We start from the raw sequence: 21,339 nt of genomic DNA, 5'->3' as shown, positions 1-21,339 counted from the left end.
CCGGCTAGATGATCGGCTTGCCGCCGGTAACGGCAATCATCGTCCCGGAGACATAGCTCGACAGCGGATCGGCCAGCATCACATAGGCGGTCGCGAGCTCGGCCGGCTGGCCCGGGCGCTTCATCGGCACCTGGCTGCCGAAATTGCGCACGCTCTCCGCCGGCAGGGTCGATGGAATGAGCGGCGTCCAGATCGGTCCGGGCGCGACGGCATTGGCCCTGATCCCCTTCTCCGCCAGCATCTGCGCCAGGCCCGCGGTGAAATTCTGGATGGCGCCCTTGGTGGTCGCATAGGCCAGCAGCGACGGATTGGGATTGTCGGCATTGACCGAAGCGGTATTGATGATCGCACTGCCCGGCTTCATGTGTTTCGCCGCCGCCTTCGTCAGGTAGAACATGGCGTGGATATTGACGCGGAAGGTGAGATCCCATTCCTCGTCGGGGATTTCCTCGAGGCTCTTGAAACTGGCCTGATGCGCTGCATTGTTGACGAGGATGTCGATCCCGCCGAGCTCGCGCACCGCCGTCTCGATGATCTCGCGGCAGTGGCTGGCATTCTGCACGTCGCCGCGCACCAGCACGGCCTTGCGCCCCGCCGCCTCCACCTGTTGGCGCGTTTCATTGGCGTCGTCATCCTCTTCCAGATAGGAAATGAGGACATCCGCGCCTTCGCGCGCATAGGCGATCGCCACCGCGCGGCCGATACCGCTATCGGCGCCGGTGATAACGGCCTTCCTGCCCTCGAGCCTGCCGGACCCCTTGTAGGAATTCTCGCCATGGTCAGGCAGGGGATTCATGCGCGCCACGGTCCCCGGCATCGGTTGCTGGGGCGTGTCGAAAGGCGGTTTCGGATAGTTGAACTGCTCGGTCATGGGGTGCCTCGCTCAATTGGTTGTTCAGGTTCGGCCGCAGGTCCGCGGAAGCTGTTCCAGCGTGGCCGCAGGAATGTTTCGCCCCGCCGGAGCGGGCGTAATCACTCATTCCTAATTCGTTCAAACGCCGAATGTTCCGCCAGAACGCCCGGTTTTTTTGAGGAACATGCGCCCGATTGGCGGGTTGGTCAGGCATCGGGGAATAGGCCCCGAGCAACCCTGAAAAGGAACGTGAAAGGAGAAGAAAATGGCTGACAATGAACGCAACAATGACCGTTCGGGCCGCGGCTTCGCCTCGATGGACGACGACAGGCAGCGCGAGATCGCCAGCAAGGGCGGCCAGGCCTCGGGCGGTAATTTTGCCCATGACCAGCAGCGCGCCAGCGAAGCCGGCCACAAGGGCGGCCAGCAGTCCGGCGGCAATTTCGCCCATGACCGCGAGCGGGCGAGCCAGGCAGGCCACAAGGGCGGCACGGTCTCCGGCCAGCATCGCGCCGAGGAAGGCAGCCGCGGCGGTCAGCAGGGCGGCAATTTCGCCAGCGATCCAGAGCGCGCCCGCGAGGCCGGCCGCAAGGGAGGCCAGAGCTAGGATATTCCACGACAGCCCCGGCCGCGCGGTTCGCCCGCTGGCCGGGGTTCGCCCGTTATATGGCCCGTTATATGGAGGCAGCGATGGCAGGCAGGAAAACCCACGAACAGCAGCTCCGCATCATCGAGAAGCGCGAGGAGACCGGCAAGGCCGACAAGGATTTCGACGCGAAGGCCGATCTGAGGAAGTCGGACGCCGCGCGCGACATCAGCGAACATGGCAATGCGGGGCCGCGCGTCAGGATACCGGACGACCAGAGCCGCCTGCGCGGCGAACATCAGGAGAGCCGCCACAACAAGCCGTCGCGCTGAGGCGACGCGATCATTACGACGCGGCAGGAATCCATGTATCATGCCTTGGCCGGATGCCCGAGTTCCATGGGCCGCATGGACCGCATGGGGCACCGGGGCACGATGCAGGAAGGTCTGAACGAGCTCGCAACCCGGTTCTTCGAGATTGCGGCGCCGAGCAAGGGGAGAGATTGAAATGGATCAGTTGACAATGCTGCTTTTGTTCATCGGCGTCGGCACGCTCATAGGCGTCGCGCTTGGCATCGGGTCGCTCGTGCTGGCAAGCCGCAAGCACAACCAGCCGGAATAGCTGAACCACCGGTCATTCAATCCGCAAATCGACCTTTCTCGTCGGGCCAGGTCCAGATTTCGGGGTCCGCGAGGATGGAATCGACAACGGCCGCTGCGCGCTCGCGCGTGGAGGGATGTTCTGCCAGAGCCATATATTGAGTCTCGATCTCGACGAGATAGTCGATGACCTGATCCCGCGCGATGCCCCTGCGCAATTGCGACGCCGCCGAGATCAAATGCTCGTCATATTCATCGGCAAAGGAAAGGTTCGCTTCGTCGTTCCATTTGCCGGCATCTGGTCCCAGCAAACCAAATGGATCCCAGCATTTCCAGCCGATATCGCGCAGTCTGGACAGTTTTACTCTCGGCTCCGGTGAAATCTTCGACATGAACGACACTTTCAGATCATAGTGTGGTTTCTAGGCACTAAAGACCCGCCGGCCGAATGTCGACAGGCAATATCCCTCTACGCAAGACGTTCCTTGTCGGCCGAATATCCTTGTCCTATTGCGTCGATGGCGATGACGACGGAACGTTCGGCTGGTTGGTGTCGCCGCTCGACTGTTCGGACGTATCGATCCTGGCGCCATCATCCGTGCTTTCGCCGAAGATCTCGGCCGCGCCCCAGGCGATCATCGCGAGGATGAGGCCGACCACGAGCACCATCAGCACCGGCGTGCCGCGCTTGCCCTGTTTTGCGTCCGTCGCGCTTTCCACGGGTCCGTCTGTCGTTCTCTTGTCCATCATTCGTTTCCTCTTCGCTTTTGAAATGGAACAGGAAACAACCCGGAAGGTTCCATTCGCGGCCGCTTCCGGCGAAGAATGCGATGCCGCTATTTTCATTTGCGCCGCGAGCACCTATCTGCATGGCAGAAGCCATTCGGAGGATGCGATGCAGGGATTGAAATCATTGGTGCTGGTTCTCGGCCTCACGGCGCTCGTCGCCGGCTGCATGAGCAGCGGCTACAACACGGCCCGCACGCCGGATACCGACGCCTATGGCAGGGCCGAGCCGGCTGCCCATGATGTCGGCCGCGGACTGTCGCGGGGCCTGTAGAACGATCATGCGGGCGGCCCGGCGCTCTCCAGCACGTCCAGTGCCTGCCTGACGCTCGCCCTGCTCCAGCCTGCCCGCATCGCTTCCGTCACGATCGCGGCGACATTCGCTCCGTGCTCTTCGGCGGCGTCCATCCTGATGCGCAGGAATGTCAGGCAATCATCGTCGCCGCCGTCAATGCGGTCGGCACCAGCCATCGTAATCGTCATTGCACCGTCTCACTTCTTGCCGATCAAACATGCTTTGGCGGTTCGCGAACCTCATCCGGATTGGGCACCGGCATTTCGTCCGGCAGCTGCTCCGGCGGCGGTTCTTCCACCGGGATATCGCCCGGCCGAGGGTCCGGATCGGGCGGCAGTTCCTCCGGCCGTGGCGTCGGGCCGGGGTCTACCGGCCTGTTCGTATCGGGTCCCGGGTCCGGTATCTGTGCTTTATGGGTCATCGCAAATTCTCCCGCCGCAATCGCGGCAGTCATTCCTCCTCGAACATGACAGCGACATCGGAATTCGCCGACAGCCGCACCTTGTTGCCTTCGATCTCGGCTACCAGCGAGCTGGAAATGAAGTGGTGATGCCCCTCATGGGAGCCCTCGCCGCTATCCTTCCTGGTCAGCTTGATCCTTCCGCCCTCGACACGATCAACCGTTCCGATATGGACGCCATCGGCCCCGATGACTTCCATATGTTCCTTGATGCCCGCAGCTGTCATGATTAACCTCCATGGTGGGATGATGGTGGGTAACGCATGAGCGGCGCATTGGATGCATCGTGGCAACCGGAAATGGGAGTGGATCGCCGCATGGGCCATGAAATATTGACGCCGCGGGAGATGGCCGAGGCCGACAGGCTGACCATCGAAGGCGGCGGATTCAGCGGCTACCGGCTCATGCTGAATGCGGGAGATGCCATTGCCCGGCATGTCCTCGCCCATCATGGCGGCGCGGCGGAAGTCCATATCCTCTGCGGCCCCGGCAATAATGGCGGCGATGGCTATGTCGTGGCGCGCCTCCTCGCACGGCGGGGCGTGCCGGTGCATCTCTGGGCGCTGGCAGAGCCCAGCAGCGGCACCGATGCGGCGCGCGCCAGGGCGGATTGTCTGGCGGATTGCCCGCTCGTTCCCCGCCCGCTGCAGGCGTTCCAGCCGCCCCGCACGGGGCTGATCGTCGATGCCCTGTTCGGCGCCGGATTGAACCGGCCGCTGTCGGGCGCGGCGGCTGAGGCGATAGCGCGCGCCAATGAGGCCGCCTGCACCCGGATCGCCGTCGACGTGCCGTCCGGTCTCGATGGGCTGACGGGCCAGCCGCTGGGAGCGGCCTTCGCCGCCCATGCCACCATCAGCTTCTTCAGGAAGAAGCCCGGCCACCTGCTCTATCCGGGCCGGCAACTCTGCGGCCAGCTCGTCATCGCCGATATCGGCATCGGCGCCGAAACCCTTGCCGCCATGGGGCCGAACTGCTTCGAGAATGCGCCGCCGCTATGGGTGGCGCAGCTGCCGCGACCGCAGGCCGAGACGCACAAATACCGGCGCGGCCATGTCGGCGTGTTCTCGGGCGGCGCCTGGAGCACGGGTGCGGCACGCCTTGCCGCCATGGCGGCGGCCCGCAGCGGCGCCGGCGCCGTTACGGTGCTTTCGCCGACCGACGCCATGGCGAGCAATGCCGCCCATCTGACATCGATCATGCTGCATGAGTGCAATGATGCCGCCGGTCTCCAATCCTTCGTCGAAGGGCGCAAGGTTTCCGCCTGCGTCCTCGGTCCGGGCTTCGGCGTCGGCGAAAAGACGCGCGCCTTCGGCCGGGCGCTGCTCGAACTCGAAACGCCTGCCCTCGTCTTCGACGCCGATGCGATAACCGCGTTCAAGGGCGAGCCGCAAGCCCTGCGCCGCCATGGCGGCGATCTCGTACTGACGCCGCATGAGGGAGAGTTCGCGCGGCTTTATCCCGGCATCACTGCCGGCAACACGCCCTCGAAGCTGGAGCGGGCGCGCAAGGCGGCGGAGATTGCGGGCGCGACCATCGTCTACAAGGGCGCGGACACGGTCATCGCCGCGCCCGATGGCCGCGCCGCCATCAACAGCAATGGCACGCCGCTGCTGGCAACGGCCGGGTCCGGCGATGTGCTGGCCGGCCTCATCGCCGGCTTGATGGGCCAGGCGATGCCCGGCTTCGAGGCGGCCTGCGCCGCGGTCCATATTCATGCGGCGGCGGCGCGGCATCTCGGCCATGGCCTGATCGCCGAGGACCTGCCGGCAGCGCTCGGCCCCATCATCGGCCGCATGATCGATCATGCGGAAGCCTGATAAAATATGCGCCCCGTCCGGTAGCGTTAACCCGGTCTTTACCTTGATCCTTCACCTTGATCGGCAAGCGCGATAAGGTACTGCGTACGCGCTCAATATTTTCGATGTTGTCATTATCCTGTCGCAATGTCAGTGTAGTGATGGATCAAAGCGAATAGTTTACTTCCATTCTTGACCACGGATGTACTGGCACTGATGTAGAGGTAGACTTAGGAAGGTCGGGTAGCTCCCGGCCTTTTGCTTTTTCAGCGTCAAGTTTCTGTTCCGATTGGCCTTTTTGCCGAGATGCTTACCCGTGCTGGCGAAGCCAATCAGTCGAGCGATCCGCCCTCGTCGGGAAGGCTGTGGTCAGCCCAGTCTTTCCGGGGGATCGGATCGCCCACCAGGAACTCAAACGCTGCGACCTTTTTGTGGTCCGGGGTCAGTTCGCATTTGTATTGAAGCCTGAACCAATCCCGTTTGCTGTGTAGCGCGGCGCCGTCGGCCGAAAAGGCGTTCCCGACCATCTTCGGGTCCGCCATGGCATAGGCGACTACCCGATCAGGCAGGAACTGCTTGCTCCATGCCCCGACCTGCGCCATGGCTTCGAGGCCGCAAAGCTGCTCGACCTGATCGGTGGGTGCGAGTGCCGCCAGTTCCTTTCTCGCGTCCCGGCTGCGGGGATCGTCAAGAACCTTCTCCGACAACATGCGCGACGGCTTCACCATCGCCGGCATTTCATCGCGGGGCTGTGCTGCCTGCGGAGTTGTCGACGTGTCTGCGCGATCTTCCGGCCTGTTGTCCTGCGCTGCCTCATCCGTTACAGGCGGAGAAACCTGCTGTGGCAGGTAGTGCTTTTCTTCGACCGGAGCCGAAAGCGATACGATTTCCACGTCAATGCTTTCCTCCTGCGGAGGCTTGAATTGTGGCCGATCCGGCAGCAGCAGAACAACCAGACATGCGGCAACGTGCAGGAGGACCGAAGCACCAAAGCTCCATCCTCCAAGCTGATCCTTAACCCTTGCCGTCCCCTGCATCACTATCCGTCAAGCTGCAGCAGCTTGACGAAATTGCTGACGATCATGAATAAAGCGATGGCTGTAATAACTACGCGCATGAACTGGATTACCTTGGGAACTGGGCAGAAGAAGCATCGCGATTTCTTTCATCAATGACGACGCAAACATGGTTGTGCGGATACCTCAAGACCCTGAACCATCGAAACTGGCACTGTAAAGGTGCATTTCTGATCCTCCGGTCCGCTGCGCCGCCTTCAAACATGCGGAATTCGACCTTCGCTAGTAGCATAAAACCTGCGCCCCATGCCCATTTACCGGTTTCGCGAGGCGGTTTACCGTTCACCCGGCAGCCTGAACGGCTCCTAGCCATCCGGCATGCCGCTTTCCCGACGCTGCTCCCGTCCTGCCATGAAACCCCTTGAACATTTGATCCGCGGCGGCAAATATGGTGCGTCAAGCTCAAGGGTGGAGAGCCATGGAAGAGAATGATCGAGCGGTAGCCGATGCTGCCGGCCAGTTGAAATGGCTGACGCCCGACAATGTCGGCGCCGTCCTGAAGGGCCTGCCCTTCAAGGTTCGTACCGCCCTTCGCGCCGCCGCCCACCTGCCGCGCGGCAGCCTGACGATCACCACGCCGGACCGCCAGACCTTCAAGGTCGTCGGCAGGGAGAGCGGGCCGGAAGCGGCGCTGATCCTGCACAATTGGAACCTGCCGCGCCGCGCCTTTTCCGGCGGCACGATCGGCGTCGCCGAATCCTACATGGATGGCGATTGGGACAGTCCGGACGTTACCACCTTTCTCGAACTCTTCGTCGTCAACGAGCAGATCGGCGAAAAGCTCGCCGGCGGCATGAACTGGCTGGCCAATTCGCTGCAGCGGGTGCGCCACTGGATGAACGAGAACACGCCCAGCCGCTCGCGCCGCAATATTTCCGCGCATTACGACCTCGGCAATTCGTTCTATCGCGAATGGCTCGATCCGACCATGACCTATTCCTCCGCGCTCTACAGCGAGGGCGCCAATGATCTCGAAAGCGCCCAGACCGCGAAATATCGCGCCCTTGCCCGCAATATCGGCATCACGCCGGGTTCGTCCGTGCTGGAGATCGGTTGCGGCTGGGGCGGATTTGCCGAGTTTGCGGCGCGCGAGATCGGCGCCCGGGTGACCGGCCTGACGATCAGCCGCGAGCAATATGCCTATGCCACCGAGCGCATCGCCAAGGCGGGCCTTGCCGGCAAGGTCGATATCAAGTTCCAGGACTACCGCGACGAGACCGGCCGCTACGATCACATCGCCTCGATCGAGATGTTCGAGGCGGTGGGCGAGAAATACTGGCCGGTCTTCTTCGGCAAGGTCAGGGACTGCCTCAAGCCCGGTGGCAGCGCCGGCATGCAAATCATTACGATCAATGACGAATCCTTCGATCGCTACCGCAAGCGGCCGGACTTCATCCAGCGCTATGTCTTCCCCGGCGGCATGCTGCCGACGCCGTCGAAACTCAAGAGCCTCGGCAAGGAGTTCGGCCTCGACCTCTACCGCGAAAACGTCTTCGCACAGGACTACGCCCGCACCCTCGCCGAATGGCGCGACCGGTTCTGGAACTCCTGGGACAGGCTCCGGCATCTCGGTTTCGACGGCCGCTTCAAGAAGCTCTGGGAGTTCTACCTGTTCTATTGCGAAGCCGGTTTCCGCTCCGAATATATCGACGTGCGCCAAGTCTTCTATAAGGCATAAGTCTTCTACAAGGCATAAGTCTTCTACAAGGCATGGCCGTCGAAACGCGCGCCAAACGCCCGGATTTGCCGGCTGAATTCGGCTGTACGGGCATGAGCATCCACCGGATCGCGGCCTTCATGTGCAGGATTCGACCATTCTGGTGCAAAAACCGGCCATACTTAATTGAACGATCGTTCAATTAACGCCTCAGCCCCCGGCGATCTCGATCAGGCCGGTCTCGACGCCGAGGCCGGTGCGGTCCGCCACCTCGCGCAGGGCAAAGGACGAGTTGATCTTGGTGACATGCGGCATGGCCGAGAGCCAGAATTTATGGATGCGCTCATAGTCCTCGAGATCCTTGGCGGCGACGCGCAGCAGGTAATCATATTCCCCCGACATGAGATAGCAGACCAGCACATTGGGACAGCGGCGCACCGCCGTCTCGAATTCGCGCAATTGCTTGTCCGCCTGCCCGGACAGCGAAATGTTGACGATGACCGTCACCGGATGGCCGAGCAGCTTGTTCGAAAGCCGCGCGTGATAGCCGCGGATCACCCCCGATTTTTCCAGAATGTCCAGCCGGCGCGAACAGGCCGATTGCGACAGCCCGACCCTGTCGGCAAGGGTCGCATTCGACATGCGCCCATCCTTCTGCAGATTGTCGAGAATGGCGATATCGATCCTGTCGAGCGGCATTATTGAAAGCTTCCCCTGATTATCGTCGTTTTCACGCAAGGATACGCGGAAACAAGCCGCTGGTCGAGGGGATTTGGCAAGGACATGCGGTTTGTTCTGTGATGTTATTGCACATCAACCGAAACAGCAGAACCAGATGAGGAGGCGTTATGCGCGTTGGCTGCCCTAAAGAAATCAAAAACCATGAATATCGCGTCGGCCTCACTCCGGGCGCCGTACGCGAATATGTTGCACATGGCCACGAGGTCATCGTCCAGTCCGGAGCTGGAGCAGGAATTGGCGCCGACGATGGAGCTTATCAGGCCGCGGGCGCGAAGGTGGTGAAGACCGCCGAAGAAGTTTTTCAGCAATCGGACATGATCGTCAAGGTCAAGGAGCCGCAGCCATCCGAATGGACGCAGCTGCGCGAAGGCCAGATTCTCTATACTTATCTGCATCTTGCGCCGGATCCCGAACAGACCAGGGGCCTGCTGGCATCGGGCGTCACCGCGATCGCCTATGAAACCGTGACCGACGATCGCGGCGGTCTGCCGCTGCTGGCGCCGATGTCCGAGGTGGCGGGCCGGCTGGCGATCCAGGCTGGCGCCACCGCATTGCAGAAGGCCAATGGCGGCCGCGGCGTGCTGCTCGGCGGCGTTCCGGGCGTGCTGCCGGGCAAGGTGACGATCATCGGCGGCGGCGTCGTCGGCATCAATGCGGCGATGATGGCGACCGGCCTCGGCGCCGACGTGACCATCCTCGACCGTTCGATCCCGCGCCTGCGCCAGCTCGACGATATTTTCCGCGGCCGCATCCATACGCGCTATTCGACGATCGAGGCGCTGGACGAGGAAGTGTTCTCGGCCGATGTCGTCGTCGGCGCCGTGCTGATCCCCGGCGCCGCCGCGCCGAAGCTCGTCACCCGCGAGATGCTTTCGGGCATGAAGAAGGGCGCGGTCATCGTCGATGTGGCGATCGACCAGGGCGGCTGCTTCGAGACCTCGCATGCGACCACGCATTCGGAGCCTACCTATGAGGTCGACGGCGTCATCCATTATTGCGTCGCCAACATGCCGGGCGCCGTTCCGGTGTCGTCCGCCCACGCCCTGAACAATGCGACCCTGCAATATGGCCTGCAGCTTGCCGATCGCGGCGTGAAGGCGCTGGTCGACAATCCGCATCTGCGCAACGGCCTCAACGTCCACCGGGGCCGGATCACCAACCGCCCCGTCGCCGAGGCGCTCGGCCTCGAAATGGTCGAGCCGAAGACGATCCTGGCTGCCTGACGCGCACGGGCGGGGCCGAGCGCCCCGCCCCTTGCCTCCCCCATGCCGAGCCTACGCTAGCCTCATGCCCGGCCCCTCCTGCTGGGCCGCCCATGGTGGGCTTGTCGAACCACGAACCACGAACCACGATCCACGCAGGGCAGTACCGCCGCGCGCACATAAACCCGGTTCATCGACTTTCGTAGAATTGTGGTTCTCGTGCACGCCAGCTAACATTGGTGGACAGCGCGGGGTGGGCCGATGGAGGCGACAGTCTATATCTTGCAGTGCTCGGATGGCGCCTTTTATACCGGGCTGACAAAGCAGAACATCGAGGCACGTGTCTGGGAGCACAATGCCGGCATATGTTACGGCTACACGAGAAAACGCCGCCCCGTCACTCTTGTCTTTACCGAGACCTACGACCGCTTGACCGATGCAATTGCGCGAGAACGGCAGATCAAGGGGTGGTCACGCGCAAAGAAGCAGGCGCTTATCAAACTGGACTATGAGGGCCTTCCTGAATTGGCAAGGAATCGGGTCGGCACCGCTGCCGTGCGTGCTTCGACAAGCTCAGCATGAGGGGATTAATTTGATGGCGGGAAGGTTGGGAGCTTGGGTCTGAAAGCTTGCAGAACTAGAACCCTGCAATCAAACAATAACCCTCATCCTGAGCCTGTCGAAGGGCGCAACAACGTTGCTGCAATCCCTTTTTTGGGAAGCTGCAAAAGCATCGTGCGTGCTTCGACAGGCTCAGCATGAGGGAGGTTGGCTCAGCATGAGGGGGTTGGGGTGTTTGGCAGGGTGGTGATTTTGAGATGTTTGCGAGTATTGAGCTCGCAGACTAACAACCCTGCAAATCCCTACCTCCCTCATCCTGAGCCTGTCGAAGGGCGCAACAACGTTTGTGCAATTCTCTTTGGGCGCTGCAAAAGCATCGTGCGTGCTTCGACAAGCTCAGCATGAGGGAGGTGGGAGCTCAGCATGAAGGGCTGCAAAAAGGTTGGGAGCTTGGGTCTGAAAGCTTGCAGAACTAGAACCCTGCAAATCCCTACCTCCCTCATCCTGAGCCTGTCGAAGGGCGCAGCAACGTTGCTGCAATTCTCTTTGGGCGCTGCAAAAGCATCGTGCGTGCTTCGACAAGCTCAGCATGAGGGAAGTTTATTGATGGCGGGAAGGTTGGGAGCTTGGGTTTGAAACCTTGCAGAACTAGAACCCTGCAAAACTCTACTCTCCCTCATCCTGAGCCCTCATGGTGAGCTTGTCGAACCACGAAGGGCGCACCAACGTTCGTGCAGTCTCTTGTTGAATACACAAAATCCGCACCACGCCCGCGAAATCGCGTCTGGTCATTGAAATGGGGGGAGACGGGCGGTCTTCAGCGCGTCAGTATTATATCAGGGTCGAGGTCCGAAGACCGCCCGCGACGTCTTTGCCTGCCATTGTTACGCTTGTCAGACGCAACAACCCGGAAACAAGAGCGCCACCTCCGTTTCCATCTGCAGTTTGCTGGACAGTCGGGGTTGTCACTTCCGACCGTCCGGCAACGCCATCCTTCCCCAGCTTGTCGAAACAGCTCCGGAAGCTGCTCCCCCACTGGAAAGGACCGAATCAAAATAACCCGGTTTCAAAGTGGTGGGATAAGTTCGTGTTATTTATTTTGGCAGCCGGAAGGAAGAATGAGCGAAATCAGAGGCTTGCAGGGCAAAATATTTTTTGAGGCCGGAAATCTATCCCACCGCGTGGACCTGTTGTGCTCCGTTCAGGGCCGGAAAACGAGAGATGGCAATGATGTACCGCGTGCTTCGACAAGCTCAGCATGAGGGGGGATTGGCTCAGCATGAGGGGCTCAGCATGAGGGAGGTTGGCTCAGCATCAGGTTGTTGGAAGGCTGTGCCGAATATAATCACACGTTTCAAAAGCCTGGACAGCATGCTAAGCCACTTGGAATATATCTCGATTTATTATTCCAAGCTTATCCCGAAATACTTCTCTGCTGGAAAAACGAAACCCCTGGCGGGCATTTCTGCCGGGCACAGGGGCTCTGGTGCTCACCGCAGCGCTTAACCAAACATGGACAGAGGCGACAGGGATACGCGATTGAACGGATATTGGAGTAGCTATGGCAGAAAGTCAATTCCAATTTGCCTATGACAAAGATGTTCAATCTGCCATTGCAACTTCCTTGACAGAGCCCCGCCTAGAAAAATACCTACGCGAGGGCGGGCGCGATTTCGAATATACAATGGCGTTGTATCTATGGAACGCCCGCCTCTGTAAAGCGCTTCAATTCCCGATCCATTCCCTGGAAGTGACGCTGAGAAATACCATCAATCATCACATCATGAAATTGAATTGGCCAACAAACTGGGCTTTCCATGATGAATATCTTGAAGACTTGGCGAATAAAAGCAATGCCGCGATTGAAGCTCAGAACCGTGGAAAGCGGCGTCTTCTCGAATATAGAATGAGAAAAGGTGAGTACAATGCTCTCGTGCGCAATCAAGCTTTCAGGTTCGTACCTGATTTTGGGCGAATAGACACCAATGATGTCATTGCCAGCCTTTCTTTTGAATACTGGGTGGCGATGTTGTCTGGCCCTCACGAATCTGACTGGCACGAGACGCTGAGAACAGTATTTCCAAACCTTCCAACCACCAAGAGCCGACGTGATCTCTGGTTGGCGGCGGATAAAGTAAAGGGGCTAAGGAATCGCGTATCTCATCACGAGCCGATCTTTCACGTCGCCGATCTGGTCAGTAGTCACCAGTCCGTACTTGAACTGATTGGAATGCGTGACCAGAACATGAAAGCGTGGGTCAAACACCATTCCACATTCCTGCAGGTTTGGCATGACAAGCCGAGACGCGACGCACAGCAGTCTGGACGCAAGCTCCTTGCTTTCGTCGAAAAAGTGCCGATCTGTCGCTGCCGATCAATGACTTTTTGAAATCGGCGGGGCCTCTGACTCCGGTCGCGATACTGGGGGAAGAAAGCACGACGGGCATGGCTCACAAACTATTCCATGCCCCGGATAGCAAACAAAAACCGGGCGCAATTGTCGTGACCTCAAATGGAGCGGCAAACGGAATAATCCGCGGAGCGGTGTTCAAACCTGACTTCACTATGTGAACCGGCTTCATGTGAACCGGCTTCCAGCTTCGATCTGGAACTGCTGCAGCTTCATTGTCTCGCCCTGAACAGAACATTACGAATCAGCAAGCGCGTGCTTCGACAAGACCAGCATGAGGGGCCCAGCATGAGGGGCCCAGTATGAGGGGGTCAGCATTAGGGAGGTTGGCCCAGCATGAGGCAACCAAGTTGATTGCATAACCGAATCCCCCTCAATCCCAGGCTTCGATCTCCGCATCGGCGAAGCTCACCGGCCGGAAGCCCATGCGCTGGTAGAGCTGCAGCGCGCGCGGGCTGTCGAGCGTATTGGTTTCGATCCTGATTTTTTCCGGGTCGCCCATCCAGGCGGTCAATATGGCCTCGTTGAGGAAAAACCGTGCGAGGCCCAGCCCCTGAAATTCCGGGACGAGGCCGAAATAGAGAATCTCGGCGATCCGCGTCTCCTCGTCGATGACGATTTCGAAGAAGCCGCCCGGCGAGCCATCGACATAGAGCACGTGGATCTCGACATTGTCGCGGTGGATCATCGCCGCCAGCGTCGCGTCGTCGACATCGCGGCGCATGGCCCAATGGTGCGATTTGCCGACCTGCTCATAGAGAAAACGGTAGAAGGGCAGCGAAATCTTCGACGCGCGCATCAAAGCGAGCTTGTAGCTGACGGGCATCGGCACCGCGTGCACCAGCCGCTCGGTCATTTCCAGATGCGTCACCCGCGTTTTCAGGATGCGCCTGGCCATGTCAGGCGTCGCCCGTTGCCACGGGCGTTTCCTTGCTGCCGCCCCATTCCGTCCAGGAACCGTCATAGAGCACATTGTCGCCGTGGCCGAGCGATTCCAGCGCCAGCGTGATGACCGCGGCAGTGATGCCGGAGCCGCATGTGGTGGCGATCGGCCGGTCGAGATCGACCCCCGCCTCGCCCAGAACCCGGCGCAACCCGTCGAGATCCTTCAGATAGCCATTATCGGCCAGCGTCGAAGACGGAACGTTGCGCGCGCCCGGCATGTGCCCCGAGCGAAGCCCCTGGCGCGGCTCCGGATCGACGCCCTTGAACCGCCCGGCCGAACGGGCATCGGCGATCTGCCGGCTGCCGGTCTGCACGATCTGCAGCATCTGGTCGAAGCTGGCGACGCGCGCGGCGTCGAAATCCGCCACGAAAGCCGTCGGCGCGATGCGCGTCGCCTCGGCCGTCACCGGCCTGCCCGCCTTTTTCCAATTGTCGAAGCCGCCATCGAGCACATGGACATTGCGCGCGCCCATGATGCGGAACATCCACCAGACGCGCGGCGAGGTGTACATGCCCGGGCCATCATAGATGACAATCGTATCGTCATTGGCAATGCCCATGCTGCTGGCGGCGGCGGCAAAGGCCTCCGGCTTCGGCAGCGTATGCGGCAGGGAGGACGCCGGATCGGACGTTTTCTCATGGTCGAAGAATATCGCGCCGGGAATATGGGCGGCGTCGTATTCGGCCTTGGCGTCGCGGTTCTGGAAGGGGAAATACCAGGATGCGTCGAGGATCGTCAGGCCGGGCTGTTGCAGCCGCTCCTGCAGCCAGTCGGCCGAAACCACGAAGGGACTTTTCTCGCTCACTCTATGCTCCTTCCGGCAAGGCGCCGAAGCGGATGCGGAACCGCCGGTTTTCCTTGCCCTTCTTTTCGATCTTGCCGATATGGATTTCGCCGACCTCGCCCGTCGAGGCGACATGGGTGCCGCCGCAGGGCTGCGAGTCGATGATGCCGTTTTCGCCGATGCAGACGAGCCGGATCCGGCCCGTCCCGACAGGCGGGCGCACATTCTTGGATTTTATCAGCCCGGGATTGGCCGCCAGTTCCTCGTCCGTTATCCAGCGGGTGAAGATCGGCTGGTCGGCGCGCACCAGTTCCATCAGCCGTTCGGTAACGCTTTCCTTGGTGAAACCCGCATCCGGCAGGTCGAAATCGACCCGGCTGTCATCCTCGCCGACCGCGGCGCCGGTGATCGGGAACGGGCAGACGACGCTGAGAAGATGGCAGGCCGAGTGCATGCGCATGAGCCTGTAGCGGCGCTCCCAGTCGATACGCAGCACGAGATCCTCGCCGACGGCCGGCAGCGGCTGGCCGGCATCGGCGATGTGGATGATCTCCTCCTTCGTCTCGCCGGTCACCGTCGTCGCGATGCGGATTTCGGAACCGTCGCCGCGGAGCATCAGGCCGCTATCGCCGGGCTGTCCGCCGGACGTGGCGTAGAAGATCGTGCGGTCGGTGATGATGCCGCCGCGCTCATTGACGGCAATGACGCGCGCCGGCGTCTCCTGCAGGTAGGAATCGTCGCGGAACAATATGCCTGAATCGAAAGCCATCATCTGTTCTCGAACGGGACGGAAATCTCGCTCGTCGCTTCCATCCAGGCTGGAACGGGAAGCTCCTTGGAGCGCAGGAATTCCGGATTGAACATCTTCGACTGGTAGCGATTGCCATAATCGCAAAGGATCGTCACGATGCTGTGGCCGGGGCCGAGATCGCGCGCAAGGCGGATGGCGCCGGCAATATTGATGCCCGTCGACCCGCCGAGGCACAGCCCCTCCTCCTGCACGAGATCGAAGACGATCTCCAGCGCTTCGGCATCGGGTATCCGGTAGGAATAGTCCGGCTTGAAGCCTTCGAGATTGGCCGTCACCCGGCCCTGGCCGATGCCCTCGGTGATCGAGCCGCCCTCGGACTGGAATTCGCCGGTCGTATAATAGGAGAACAGCGCCGCGCCGAAGGGATCGGCCAGCGCGATCTTGATATCCGGCCGCTGGGCGCGCAGTCCCTCGGCAACGCCGGCGAGCGTGCCGCCGGAGCCGACGGCGGAAACGAAGCCATCGATCCTGCCGCCGGTGTCGCGCCAGATTTCCGGCGCCGTGGTTTCCACATGCGCCTGCCGGTTGGCGACATTGTCGAACTGGTTGGCCCAGATCGCGCCGTTCGGCTCGGATTTCGCCATCTGTTCGGCGAGGCGGCCGGAGACCTTCACGTAATTGTCGGGATTCTTGTAGGGCACGGCGGGCACCTCGACGAGCTCGGCGCCGAGCAGGCGCAGCGCGTCCTTCTTCTCCTGGCTCTGCGTCTCGGGGATGACGATGACGGTGCGGTAGCCGAGCGCCTTGGCGACCATGCTGAGCCCGATGCCGGTATTGCCGGCCGTGCCCTCGACGATGACGCCGCCGGGCTTCAACAGGCCGCGCCGTTCCGCATCGCGAATGATGTAGAGCGCGGCGCGATCCTTGACGGACTGGCCGGGATTGAGAAACTCGGCCTTGCCATGGATTTCGCAGCCCGTGAGTTCGGAAGCTTTCCTCAGACGAATGAGCGGCGTGTTTCCGATGGCATCGATCACAGAATCAAACATGGGCAAATCCTTCAAATGCGAGACTTGAACCTATGTGCCCATGACGATCCGTTCAAGCAAAGAAATAACCGCCGGATCATGGAAAACGCCGCCCCCGGATGGTCCGGGGACGGCGTTGGATAGAATGGCGGGGGATAGAATGGCGTTGGATAGAATGGCGGCGGGATCAGGCCGCCTTGTTGCCGAACGACTTGCGGTTGCGGCGGAAAGGCCGCTTCTGCGCCGGAGCACCATCATTGCTCCAGATCTTCTCGCCGCTTTCCTGGCGCGGCTTGCCGCTACCATTGCCCTGGCCGCGATGCGGCTTCTTGGCCGATGCGGGCTTCGGGGCATCGCGCCGGGCCGGGCGCTGGTCATTATTGGCGGCGCGCGCCGGCAGGCTCGCAAGATCGACCGGCGAATCGACGACCGGGAGGCGCAGGCGCGTCACGCGCTCGACCGCCTTGAACTTGGAGCCTTCCTCGGCCGGATCGTAAAGCGTGATCGCATTGCCCGAAGCGCCGTTGCGGCCGGTGCGGCCGATGCGGTGCACATAGCTTTCCGGCTCGTCCGGCAGGTCGAGATTGATCACATGGCTGATGCCGACGACATCGATGCCGCGCGCGGCGATATCGGTGGCGACGAGAATGCGGACCGAACCGTCCTTGAAGCCGTTCAGCGCCCGCTGGCGCGCATTCTGCGACTTGTTGCCATGGATCGCGGCAACGCTGTAGCCATCCTTGTCGAGGACGCGGGTCACGGCATCGGCGCCGTGCTTGGTGCGGGTGAAGACGATGACGGAGGAGAGGCTCTCATCCTTCAAGAGCGCCGAAAGCATCTGCTTCTTCTGCCGGGTCGGCACCATGTGGACGACCTGCTTGATCTCGGCGGCGGTGGTGCCCTGCGGGGCAACCTCGACGCGGATCGGATCGCGCAGCAGGCTTTCGGCCAGCGCGGTGATTTCCTTCGGCATGGTGGCGGAGAACAGCGCCGTCTGCCTGTCGCGATGCGTGCCCTTGGCGATGCGCTTCACATCATTGATGAAGCCCATGTCGAGCATGCGATCGGCTTCGTCGAGCACCAGCCAGCGCGTTTCCGACAGATCGACGCGATTGTCGCGCACGAGGTCGGTCAGGCGGCCGGGCGTGGCGATGAGAACATCGACGCCGCCTTGCATCCTGTTGATCTGCGCGCCGCGCGAAACACCGCCAAGGACGAGAGCGGTGGAGATATGGGCGCCCTTCGACAGCTTGCGCACGGTCTCTTCGATCTGCACGGCAAGCTCGCGCGTCGGCGCGAGAACGAGCGCGCGGCAGGTCTTGCCCTTGCGCTTGTCGCCGATGGTGATGATCTTCTGCAGGATCGGCAGGCTGAAGGCCGCGGTCTTGCCGGAGCCGGTCTGGGCGATGCCGAGAACGTCCTTGCCGGCCAGCTGCGCCGGTATCGCCTGTTCCTGGATCGGCTTCGGCTGGTCCATCCCGGCTGCTTCAAGCGCCTTCAGGAGGACGGGGTTGAGACCCATGGCGGCAAAGCCGGTTTTTTCTGTAGTTTCCAATTCAATTCTTCTTTCAGCGGGCATGGTTGTGCATGACCGTCAATGTGTCAGACAGGGCGCAACCTGTGTGCGTAATATTTGATAAACGACGAGACGCGGGAATGAAAATTCCATGCGACTTGCGCAGCCGTGCCCATCGCATCGCGCGATTGAGACTAAGACGCCACGAAGTCCATAAAAGGAAAACCAGCCTGTGCCGGTTCAAGCGCCTGGACCGCATATGGGCTCATCCGCGCGAAAATGCAAATGATTTATTGTGCGGCGCACCCTGCGGCGCCGTTTAGGCCCCAAAAAATGCTAGGCCCCGAAAAATGCTAGGCCCTGGCGAACCGCTTGGCCCCGGCGACGCAGAGGATGACCGCGAGGGTGACGAGCACCATCTGCCAGCCCACCGGCTCACGCAACAGGGTCGCCGCGAGGAGCAGCCCGAAAAACGGCTGCAGCAGCTGCAATTGGCCGACCGCCGCTATGCCTCCCTGCGCCAGGCCGCGATACCAGAAGATGAAGCCTATGAGCATCGAGAACATCGAGACGTAGAACAGGCCGAACCAGGCCGGAGCGCCGATGCCGCCCCAGTCCGATGGCAGCAGCGCCAGCGACAAAGGCAGCATCAGCGGCAGCGACAGCGCCAGCGCCCAGGAAATGACCTGCCAGCCGCCGAGCCGGCGCGACAGCCGCGCGCCATCCGCATAACCGAGGCCGCAAACGAGCACCGCCGCGAACATCAGCAGGTCGCCCGTCATCGAGGCGCCGGAATTCTGCATCAGGGCGAAACCGGCGACGAGCAGGCTGCCGAGGCAGGAGAACAGCCAGAACATCGGCCGCATGCGCTCCCCGCCGCGCAGCACGCCGAATATCGCCGTCGCCAGCGGCAGCAGGCCGATGAACACGATCGAGTGCGCGGCGTCTATATGCTGCAGCGCCAGCGCCGTCAGCAGCGGGAAGCCGACGACGACACCGAGCGCCGTGACCAGCAGCGAGCCGAGATCCTGCCGCGTCGGCCGCTTCTCGCGAAACACCAGCAGCAGCGCCAGGCCGCACAGCGCGGCGATCGAGGCGCGTGCCGCCGTCAGGAAGATCGGATCGAAATCCGCCACCGCAACGCGCGTCGCCGGCAGCGAACCGCTGAAGACGAGCACGCCGATGAAGCCATTGATCCAGCCGCTGGCGACCTTGTCCGTGTCCTTCGATGTCATGTCTTGCGATGTCATGTCTTTCCATCCGTTTTCCCTTCCGTTAGCGCGGCAAGGGCTGGATTCGCCAGAGACGATACAGTACAATTCAACCAAACTGTCATGGAGCAAGAGCCAGTACAGATGGATGACACCACCTCCCCGGCCATGGACGAAAGCGCGACGCTCGTCGAAAAGGTGATGCGCGAAATCCTCCGCCGCATCACGGCGCGCACGCTGACGCCGGGCTCGCGGCTGCCCTCGATCCGCAGCCTTGCCGCCAGCATGGCCGTGTCGAAATCGACGGTGGTCGAGGCCTATGACCGCCTTGCCGCCGAGGGCAGCATCCAGCCCCGCCCCGGTTCCGGCTTCTATGTCTCGGGCCGCCTGCAGCCGCTCACATTGACCGAGATGGAGCCGAAGCTCGATCGCGCGATCGATCCGCTGTGGGTTTCGCGCAGCTCGCTCGAAGCCGATGGCGGCGCCTCCATGCCGGGCTGCGGCTGGCTGCCATCCGGGCTGATGCCCGAACAGGCCATCCGCCGCGCCATGCGCTCGCTGGCCAAGGCGCCGAGCGCCAGCCTCACCGACTATTCGACGCCGCAGGGCCTGCAGCCGCTGCGCCAGCTTCTGGTGCGGCGGCTGGCCGAGCGCGGCATCGAGGCCATGCCCGGCCAGATATTGCTGACGGAATCCGGCACGCAGGCGATCGACCTGCTCTGCCGGCTGCTGATCGAACCGGGCGACGCGGTGATTGTCGACGATCCCTGCTATTTCAACTTCCGCGCCCTGCTGAAGGCGCACCGCGCAACCATCGTCGGCGTGCCCTATACCCCTGCCGGGCCTGATCTCGACAAGTTCAGCCAGGCGCTGGCGGAGCACAGGCCGCGCCTCTACATCACCAACTCGGCCATTCACAATCCGACCGGGGCAACGCTGTCGCCGGTCGTCGCGCATCGGCTGCTGAAATTGGCCGAGCAGCACGGTCTGACCATCATCGAAGACGATATCTTCGCCGATTTCGAACAGGAGCCAGCGCCCCGCCTTGCCGCCTTCGACGGGCTGGAGCGGGTGATCCACATCGGCAGTTTCTCGAAATCGCTGTCGGCGTCGTTCCGCTGCGGCTTCATCGCGGCGCGCCGCGACTGGATCGAACCGCTTGTCGACCTGCGCATCGCCACATCCTTCGGCGGCGGCACGCTGGCTTCCGAGCTCGTGCTGCTGATGCTCAAGGACGGCACCTATCGCAAGCACATGGAGCAATTGCGCGCCCGCCTCGCCCGCGCCATGAACGAGACGCGTGCCCGCCTTCATACAATGGGGATCGAACCCTGGATCGAGCCGCGCGGCGGCATTTTCCTGTGGTGCCGGCTGCCCGACGGCGTGGATGCCGCCGAAATTGCCCGTTTCGGCCTTGCCCGCGGTGTGGTCTTCGCTCCGGGCAACGTGTTCAGCGCCTCGCAGACGGCGCAGTCGTTCATGCGCTTCAATGTTGCGCAATGCGCGGACCCGAATATTTTCACGACCCTGCGCGAGGCGATTGCAGCCCGGAAGCAAGTGCGTGCAGCTTGAGGACGCTGTTCCAGTTGCGGGCCGTCACCGACAGGCCGAGCGTGCGCTCGATCTTGGTATGCAGCCTGGAATTCGAGAAACCGTCCGGCGTGTAATAATAGAGCACGCGCCCCCTGATGCTGAATTGTTCGGTTCCCCTCACCTTCGCCCGCAGCGCCTCCACGGCCTCCGCCGCCGGTTCCCGCTCCATCAGAAACGCATGCAGATATTGCGGCACGTCGGCGGGAAACGGATTTTCGTCGATCAATCGCTGCCATTCGGCGAGATCCGCGACAAGAATGGCCTTGGCGAACTGAAATTCCCGGAGCACCACCGGCGCGATGCGCGCGATGATCTTTTCCGGCCGGTCGCCGGACGTCAGGACGACATTGCCCGTATTGATAAAGGTGCGGACATTGTCGAAACCCGCTTCCGTCAGCGCCTCGCGCAGCGGCTTGACCGGCAGGAGCGTATCGCCGCCGACGCCGCGGAATAGCACGATCCATGTCTTCTGCGTTCGGCTCATCAAT

General features: G+C 61.7%; 25 protein-coding genes. 10 read left to right on the top strand and 15 right to left on the bottom strand.

Annotated elements, in window-relative coordinates:
- Window positions 1-4: 4 nt before the first annotated feature.
- A complete protein-coding gene (locus M8997_RS03790) occupies window positions 5-817 on the bottom strand; it encodes an SDR family oxidoreductase (RefSeq protein ID WP_250014392.1) in 813 nt (270 codons plus the stop codon).
- A gap of 301 nt (window positions 818-1,118) precedes the next feature.
- Here M8997_RS03790 and M8997_RS22220 point away from each other — a divergent pair, with 301 nt between their 5' ends.
- From M8997_RS22220 to M8997_RS03775, 3 genes are all read left to right on the top strand, one after another.
- Window positions 1,119-1,460: a general stress protein gene (locus M8997_RS22220; RefSeq protein ID WP_371929486.1), complete on the top strand. Its 342-nt coding sequence runs from the start codon at window positions 1,119-1,121 to the stop codon at window positions 1,458-1,460.
- An 83-nt stretch (window positions 1,461-1,543) separates the two neighbouring features.
- The gene (locus M8997_RS03780; protein WP_250013839.1) at window positions 1,544-1,771 is read left to right on the top strand and encodes a hypothetical protein; all 228 of its coding nucleotides are present in this window, start codon (window positions 1,544-1,546) and stop codon (window positions 1,769-1,771) included.
- 33 nt (window positions 1,772-1,804) lie between these two features.
- Window positions 1,805-1,945: a hypothetical protein gene (locus M8997_RS03775; protein WP_252597180.1), complete on the top strand. Its 141-nt coding sequence runs from the start codon at window positions 1,805-1,807 to the stop codon at window positions 1,943-1,945.
- A gap of 131 nt (window positions 1,946-2,076) precedes the next feature.
- Here the strand turns inward: M8997_RS03775 and M8997_RS03770 are convergent, their stop codons facing one another.
- Window positions 2,077-2,430, bottom strand: coding sequence for a hypothetical protein (locus tag M8997_RS03770; protein WP_250013837.1), 354 nt, complete (start codon window positions 2,428-2,430; stop codon window positions 2,077-2,079).
- Between the two features lie 115 nt (window positions 2,431-2,545).
- Window positions 2,546-2,785: a hypothetical protein gene (locus M8997_RS03765; protein WP_250013834.1), complete on the bottom strand. Its 240-nt coding sequence runs from the start codon at window positions 2,783-2,785 to the stop codon at window positions 2,546-2,548.
- A gap of 148 nt (window positions 2,786-2,933) precedes the next feature.
- On the opposite strand from M8997_RS03765, the gene M8997_RS03760 reads away from it, so the two are divergent.
- On the top strand, window positions 2,934-3,098 hold the full coding sequence (locus tag M8997_RS03760) for a hypothetical protein (protein ID WP_250013831.1): 165 nt from the start codon (window positions 2,934-2,936) through the stop codon (window positions 3,096-3,098).
- A 5-nt stretch (window positions 3,099-3,103) separates the two neighbouring features.
- Here the strand turns inward: M8997_RS03760 and M8997_RS03755 are convergent, their stop codons facing one another.
- Genes M8997_RS03755 through M8997_RS03745 form a run of 3 tightly spaced genes read right to left on the bottom strand, consistent with a single transcriptional unit; the run spans window position 3,104 to window position 3,806 of the window.
- On the bottom strand, window positions 3,104-3,307 hold the full coding sequence (locus M8997_RS03755) for a hypothetical protein (protein WP_250013828.1): 204 nt from the start codon (window positions 3,305-3,307) through the stop codon (window positions 3,104-3,106).
- A 23-nt stretch (window positions 3,308-3,330) separates the two neighbouring features.
- Window positions 3,331-3,540, bottom strand: a complete 210-nt coding sequence (locus M8997_RS03750) for a hypothetical protein (protein WP_250013825.1) — start codon at window positions 3,538-3,540, stop codon at window positions 3,331-3,333.
- A 29-nt stretch (window positions 3,541-3,569) separates the two neighbouring features.
- Entirely contained in the window at window positions 3,570-3,806 is a 237-nt protein-coding gene (locus M8997_RS03745; protein WP_250013822.1) for a DUF2171 domain-containing protein, read from the bottom strand.
- Window positions 3,807-3,884: 78 nt separating this feature from the next.
- Between M8997_RS03745 and M8997_RS03740 the strand changes: the two genes are divergently transcribed.
- Window positions 3,885-5,396: an NAD(P)H-hydrate dehydratase gene (locus tag M8997_RS03740; protein WP_371929485.1), complete on the top strand. Its 1,512-nt coding sequence runs from the start codon at window positions 3,885-3,887 to the stop codon at window positions 5,394-5,396.
- Between the two features lie 311 nt (window positions 5,397-5,707).
- On the opposite strand, the gene M8997_RS03735 is transcribed toward M8997_RS03740, so the two are convergent.
- Window positions 5,708-6,268: a DUF930 domain-containing protein gene (locus M8997_RS03735; RefSeq protein WP_250013820.1), complete on the bottom strand. Its 561-nt coding sequence runs from the start codon at window positions 6,266-6,268 to the stop codon at window positions 5,708-5,710.
- 601 nt (window positions 6,269-6,869) lie between these two features.
- On the opposite strand from M8997_RS03735, the gene M8997_RS03730 reads away from it, so the two are divergent.
- Window positions 6,870-8,129, top strand: coding sequence for a cyclopropane-fatty-acyl-phospholipid synthase family protein (locus M8997_RS03730; RefSeq protein ID WP_250013817.1), 1,260 nt, complete (start codon window positions 6,870-6,872; stop codon window positions 8,127-8,129).
- Between the two features lie 189 nt (window positions 8,130-8,318).
- Here M8997_RS03730 and M8997_RS03725 read toward each other — a convergent pair whose 3' ends face one another.
- The gene (locus M8997_RS03725; RefSeq protein WP_250013813.1) at window positions 8,319-8,807 is read right to left on the bottom strand and encodes an Lrp/AsnC family transcriptional regulator; all 489 of its coding nucleotides are present in this window, start codon (window positions 8,805-8,807) and stop codon (window positions 8,319-8,321) included.
- A 149-nt stretch (window positions 8,808-8,956) separates the two neighbouring features.
- Between M8997_RS03725 and ald the strand changes: the two genes are divergently transcribed.
- The 3 genes from ald to M8997_RS03710 all read left to right on the top strand — a co-directional run bounded on the left by ald (window position 8,957) and on the right by M8997_RS03710 (window position 13,001).
- Window positions 8,957-10,072 carry an alanine dehydrogenase gene (ald, locus tag M8997_RS03720; protein ID WP_250013810.1) on the top strand — a complete coding sequence of 372 codons (1,116 nt, stop codon included), beginning with the start codon at window positions 8,957-8,959 and terminating at the stop codon, window positions 10,070-10,072.
- Window positions 10,073-10,312: 240 nt separating this feature from the next.
- On the top strand, window positions 10,313-10,633 hold the full coding sequence (locus tag M8997_RS03715) for a GIY-YIG nuclease family protein (protein WP_250013808.1): 321 nt from the start codon (window positions 10,313-10,315) through the stop codon (window positions 10,631-10,633).
- 1,540 nt (window positions 10,634-12,173) lie between these two features.
- Window positions 12,174-13,001 carry an Abi family protein gene (locus M8997_RS03710; RefSeq protein ID WP_250013805.1) on the top strand — a complete coding sequence of 276 codons (828 nt, stop codon included), beginning with the start codon at window positions 12,174-12,176 and terminating at the stop codon, window positions 12,999-13,001.
- A gap of 394 nt (window positions 13,002-13,395) precedes the next feature.
- On the opposite strand, the gene M8997_RS03705 is transcribed toward M8997_RS03710, so the two are convergent.
- The 6 genes from M8997_RS03705 to M8997_RS03680 all read right to left on the bottom strand — a co-directional run bounded on the left by M8997_RS03705 (window position 13,396) and on the right by M8997_RS03680 (window position 19,297).
- On the bottom strand, window positions 13,396-13,920 hold the full coding sequence (locus M8997_RS03705; RefSeq protein WP_250013802.1) for an N-acetyltransferase: 525 nt from the start codon (window positions 13,918-13,920) through the stop codon (window positions 13,396-13,398).
- Window position 13,921: 1 nt separating this feature from the next.
- Window positions 13,922-14,773: a 3-mercaptopyruvate sulfurtransferase gene (sseA, locus tag M8997_RS03700; protein ID WP_250013799.1), complete on the bottom strand. Its 852-nt coding sequence runs from the start codon at window positions 14,771-14,773 to the stop codon at window positions 13,922-13,924.
- A 1-nt stretch (window position 14,774) separates the two neighbouring features.
- Complete coding sequence (locus M8997_RS03695; protein ID WP_250013796.1) at window positions 14,775-15,521, bottom strand: alanyl-tRNA editing protein; 747 nt, start codon at window positions 15,519-15,521, stop codon at window positions 14,775-14,777.
- Window positions 15,521-16,552: a cysteine synthase A gene (locus tag M8997_RS03690; protein ID WP_250013793.1), complete on the bottom strand. Its 1,032-nt coding sequence runs from the start codon at window positions 16,550-16,552 to the stop codon at window positions 15,521-15,523. The genes M8997_RS03695 and M8997_RS03690 overlap by 1 nt, the downstream gene beginning before the upstream one ends.
- A gap of 166 nt (window positions 16,553-16,718) precedes the next feature.
- Entirely contained in the window at window positions 16,719-18,110 is a 1,392-nt protein-coding gene (locus M8997_RS03685; protein WP_250013790.1) for a DEAD/DEAH box helicase, read from the bottom strand.
- 290 nt (window positions 18,111-18,400) lie between these two features.
- Entirely contained in the window at window positions 18,401-19,297 is an 897-nt protein-coding gene (locus M8997_RS03680) for a DMT family transporter (protein ID WP_250013788.1), read from the bottom strand.
- 84 nt (window positions 19,298-19,381) lie between these two features.
- On the opposite strand from M8997_RS03680, the gene M8997_RS03675 reads away from it, so the two are divergent.
- Window positions 19,382-20,830, top strand: a complete 1,449-nt coding sequence (locus M8997_RS03675) for a PLP-dependent aminotransferase family protein (RefSeq protein WP_371929484.1) — start codon at window positions 19,382-19,384, stop codon at window positions 20,828-20,830.
- On the opposite strand, the gene M8997_RS03670 is transcribed toward M8997_RS03675, so the two are convergent.
- A complete protein-coding gene (locus M8997_RS03670) occupies window positions 20,778-21,335 on the bottom strand; it encodes a DUF1697 domain-containing protein (protein WP_250013781.1) in 558 nt (185 codons plus the stop codon). The genes M8997_RS03675 and M8997_RS03670 overlap by 53 nt on opposite strands.
- Between the last annotated feature and the right edge of the window lie 4 nt (window positions 21,336-21,339).

Source organism: Phyllobacterium sp. 21LDTY02-6, assembly GCF_023554255.2.
GTDB lineage: Bacteria > Pseudomonadota > Alphaproteobacteria > Rhizobiales > Rhizobiaceae > Phyllobacterium.
This window is presented reverse-complemented; position numbering and strand designations above follow the sequence as displayed.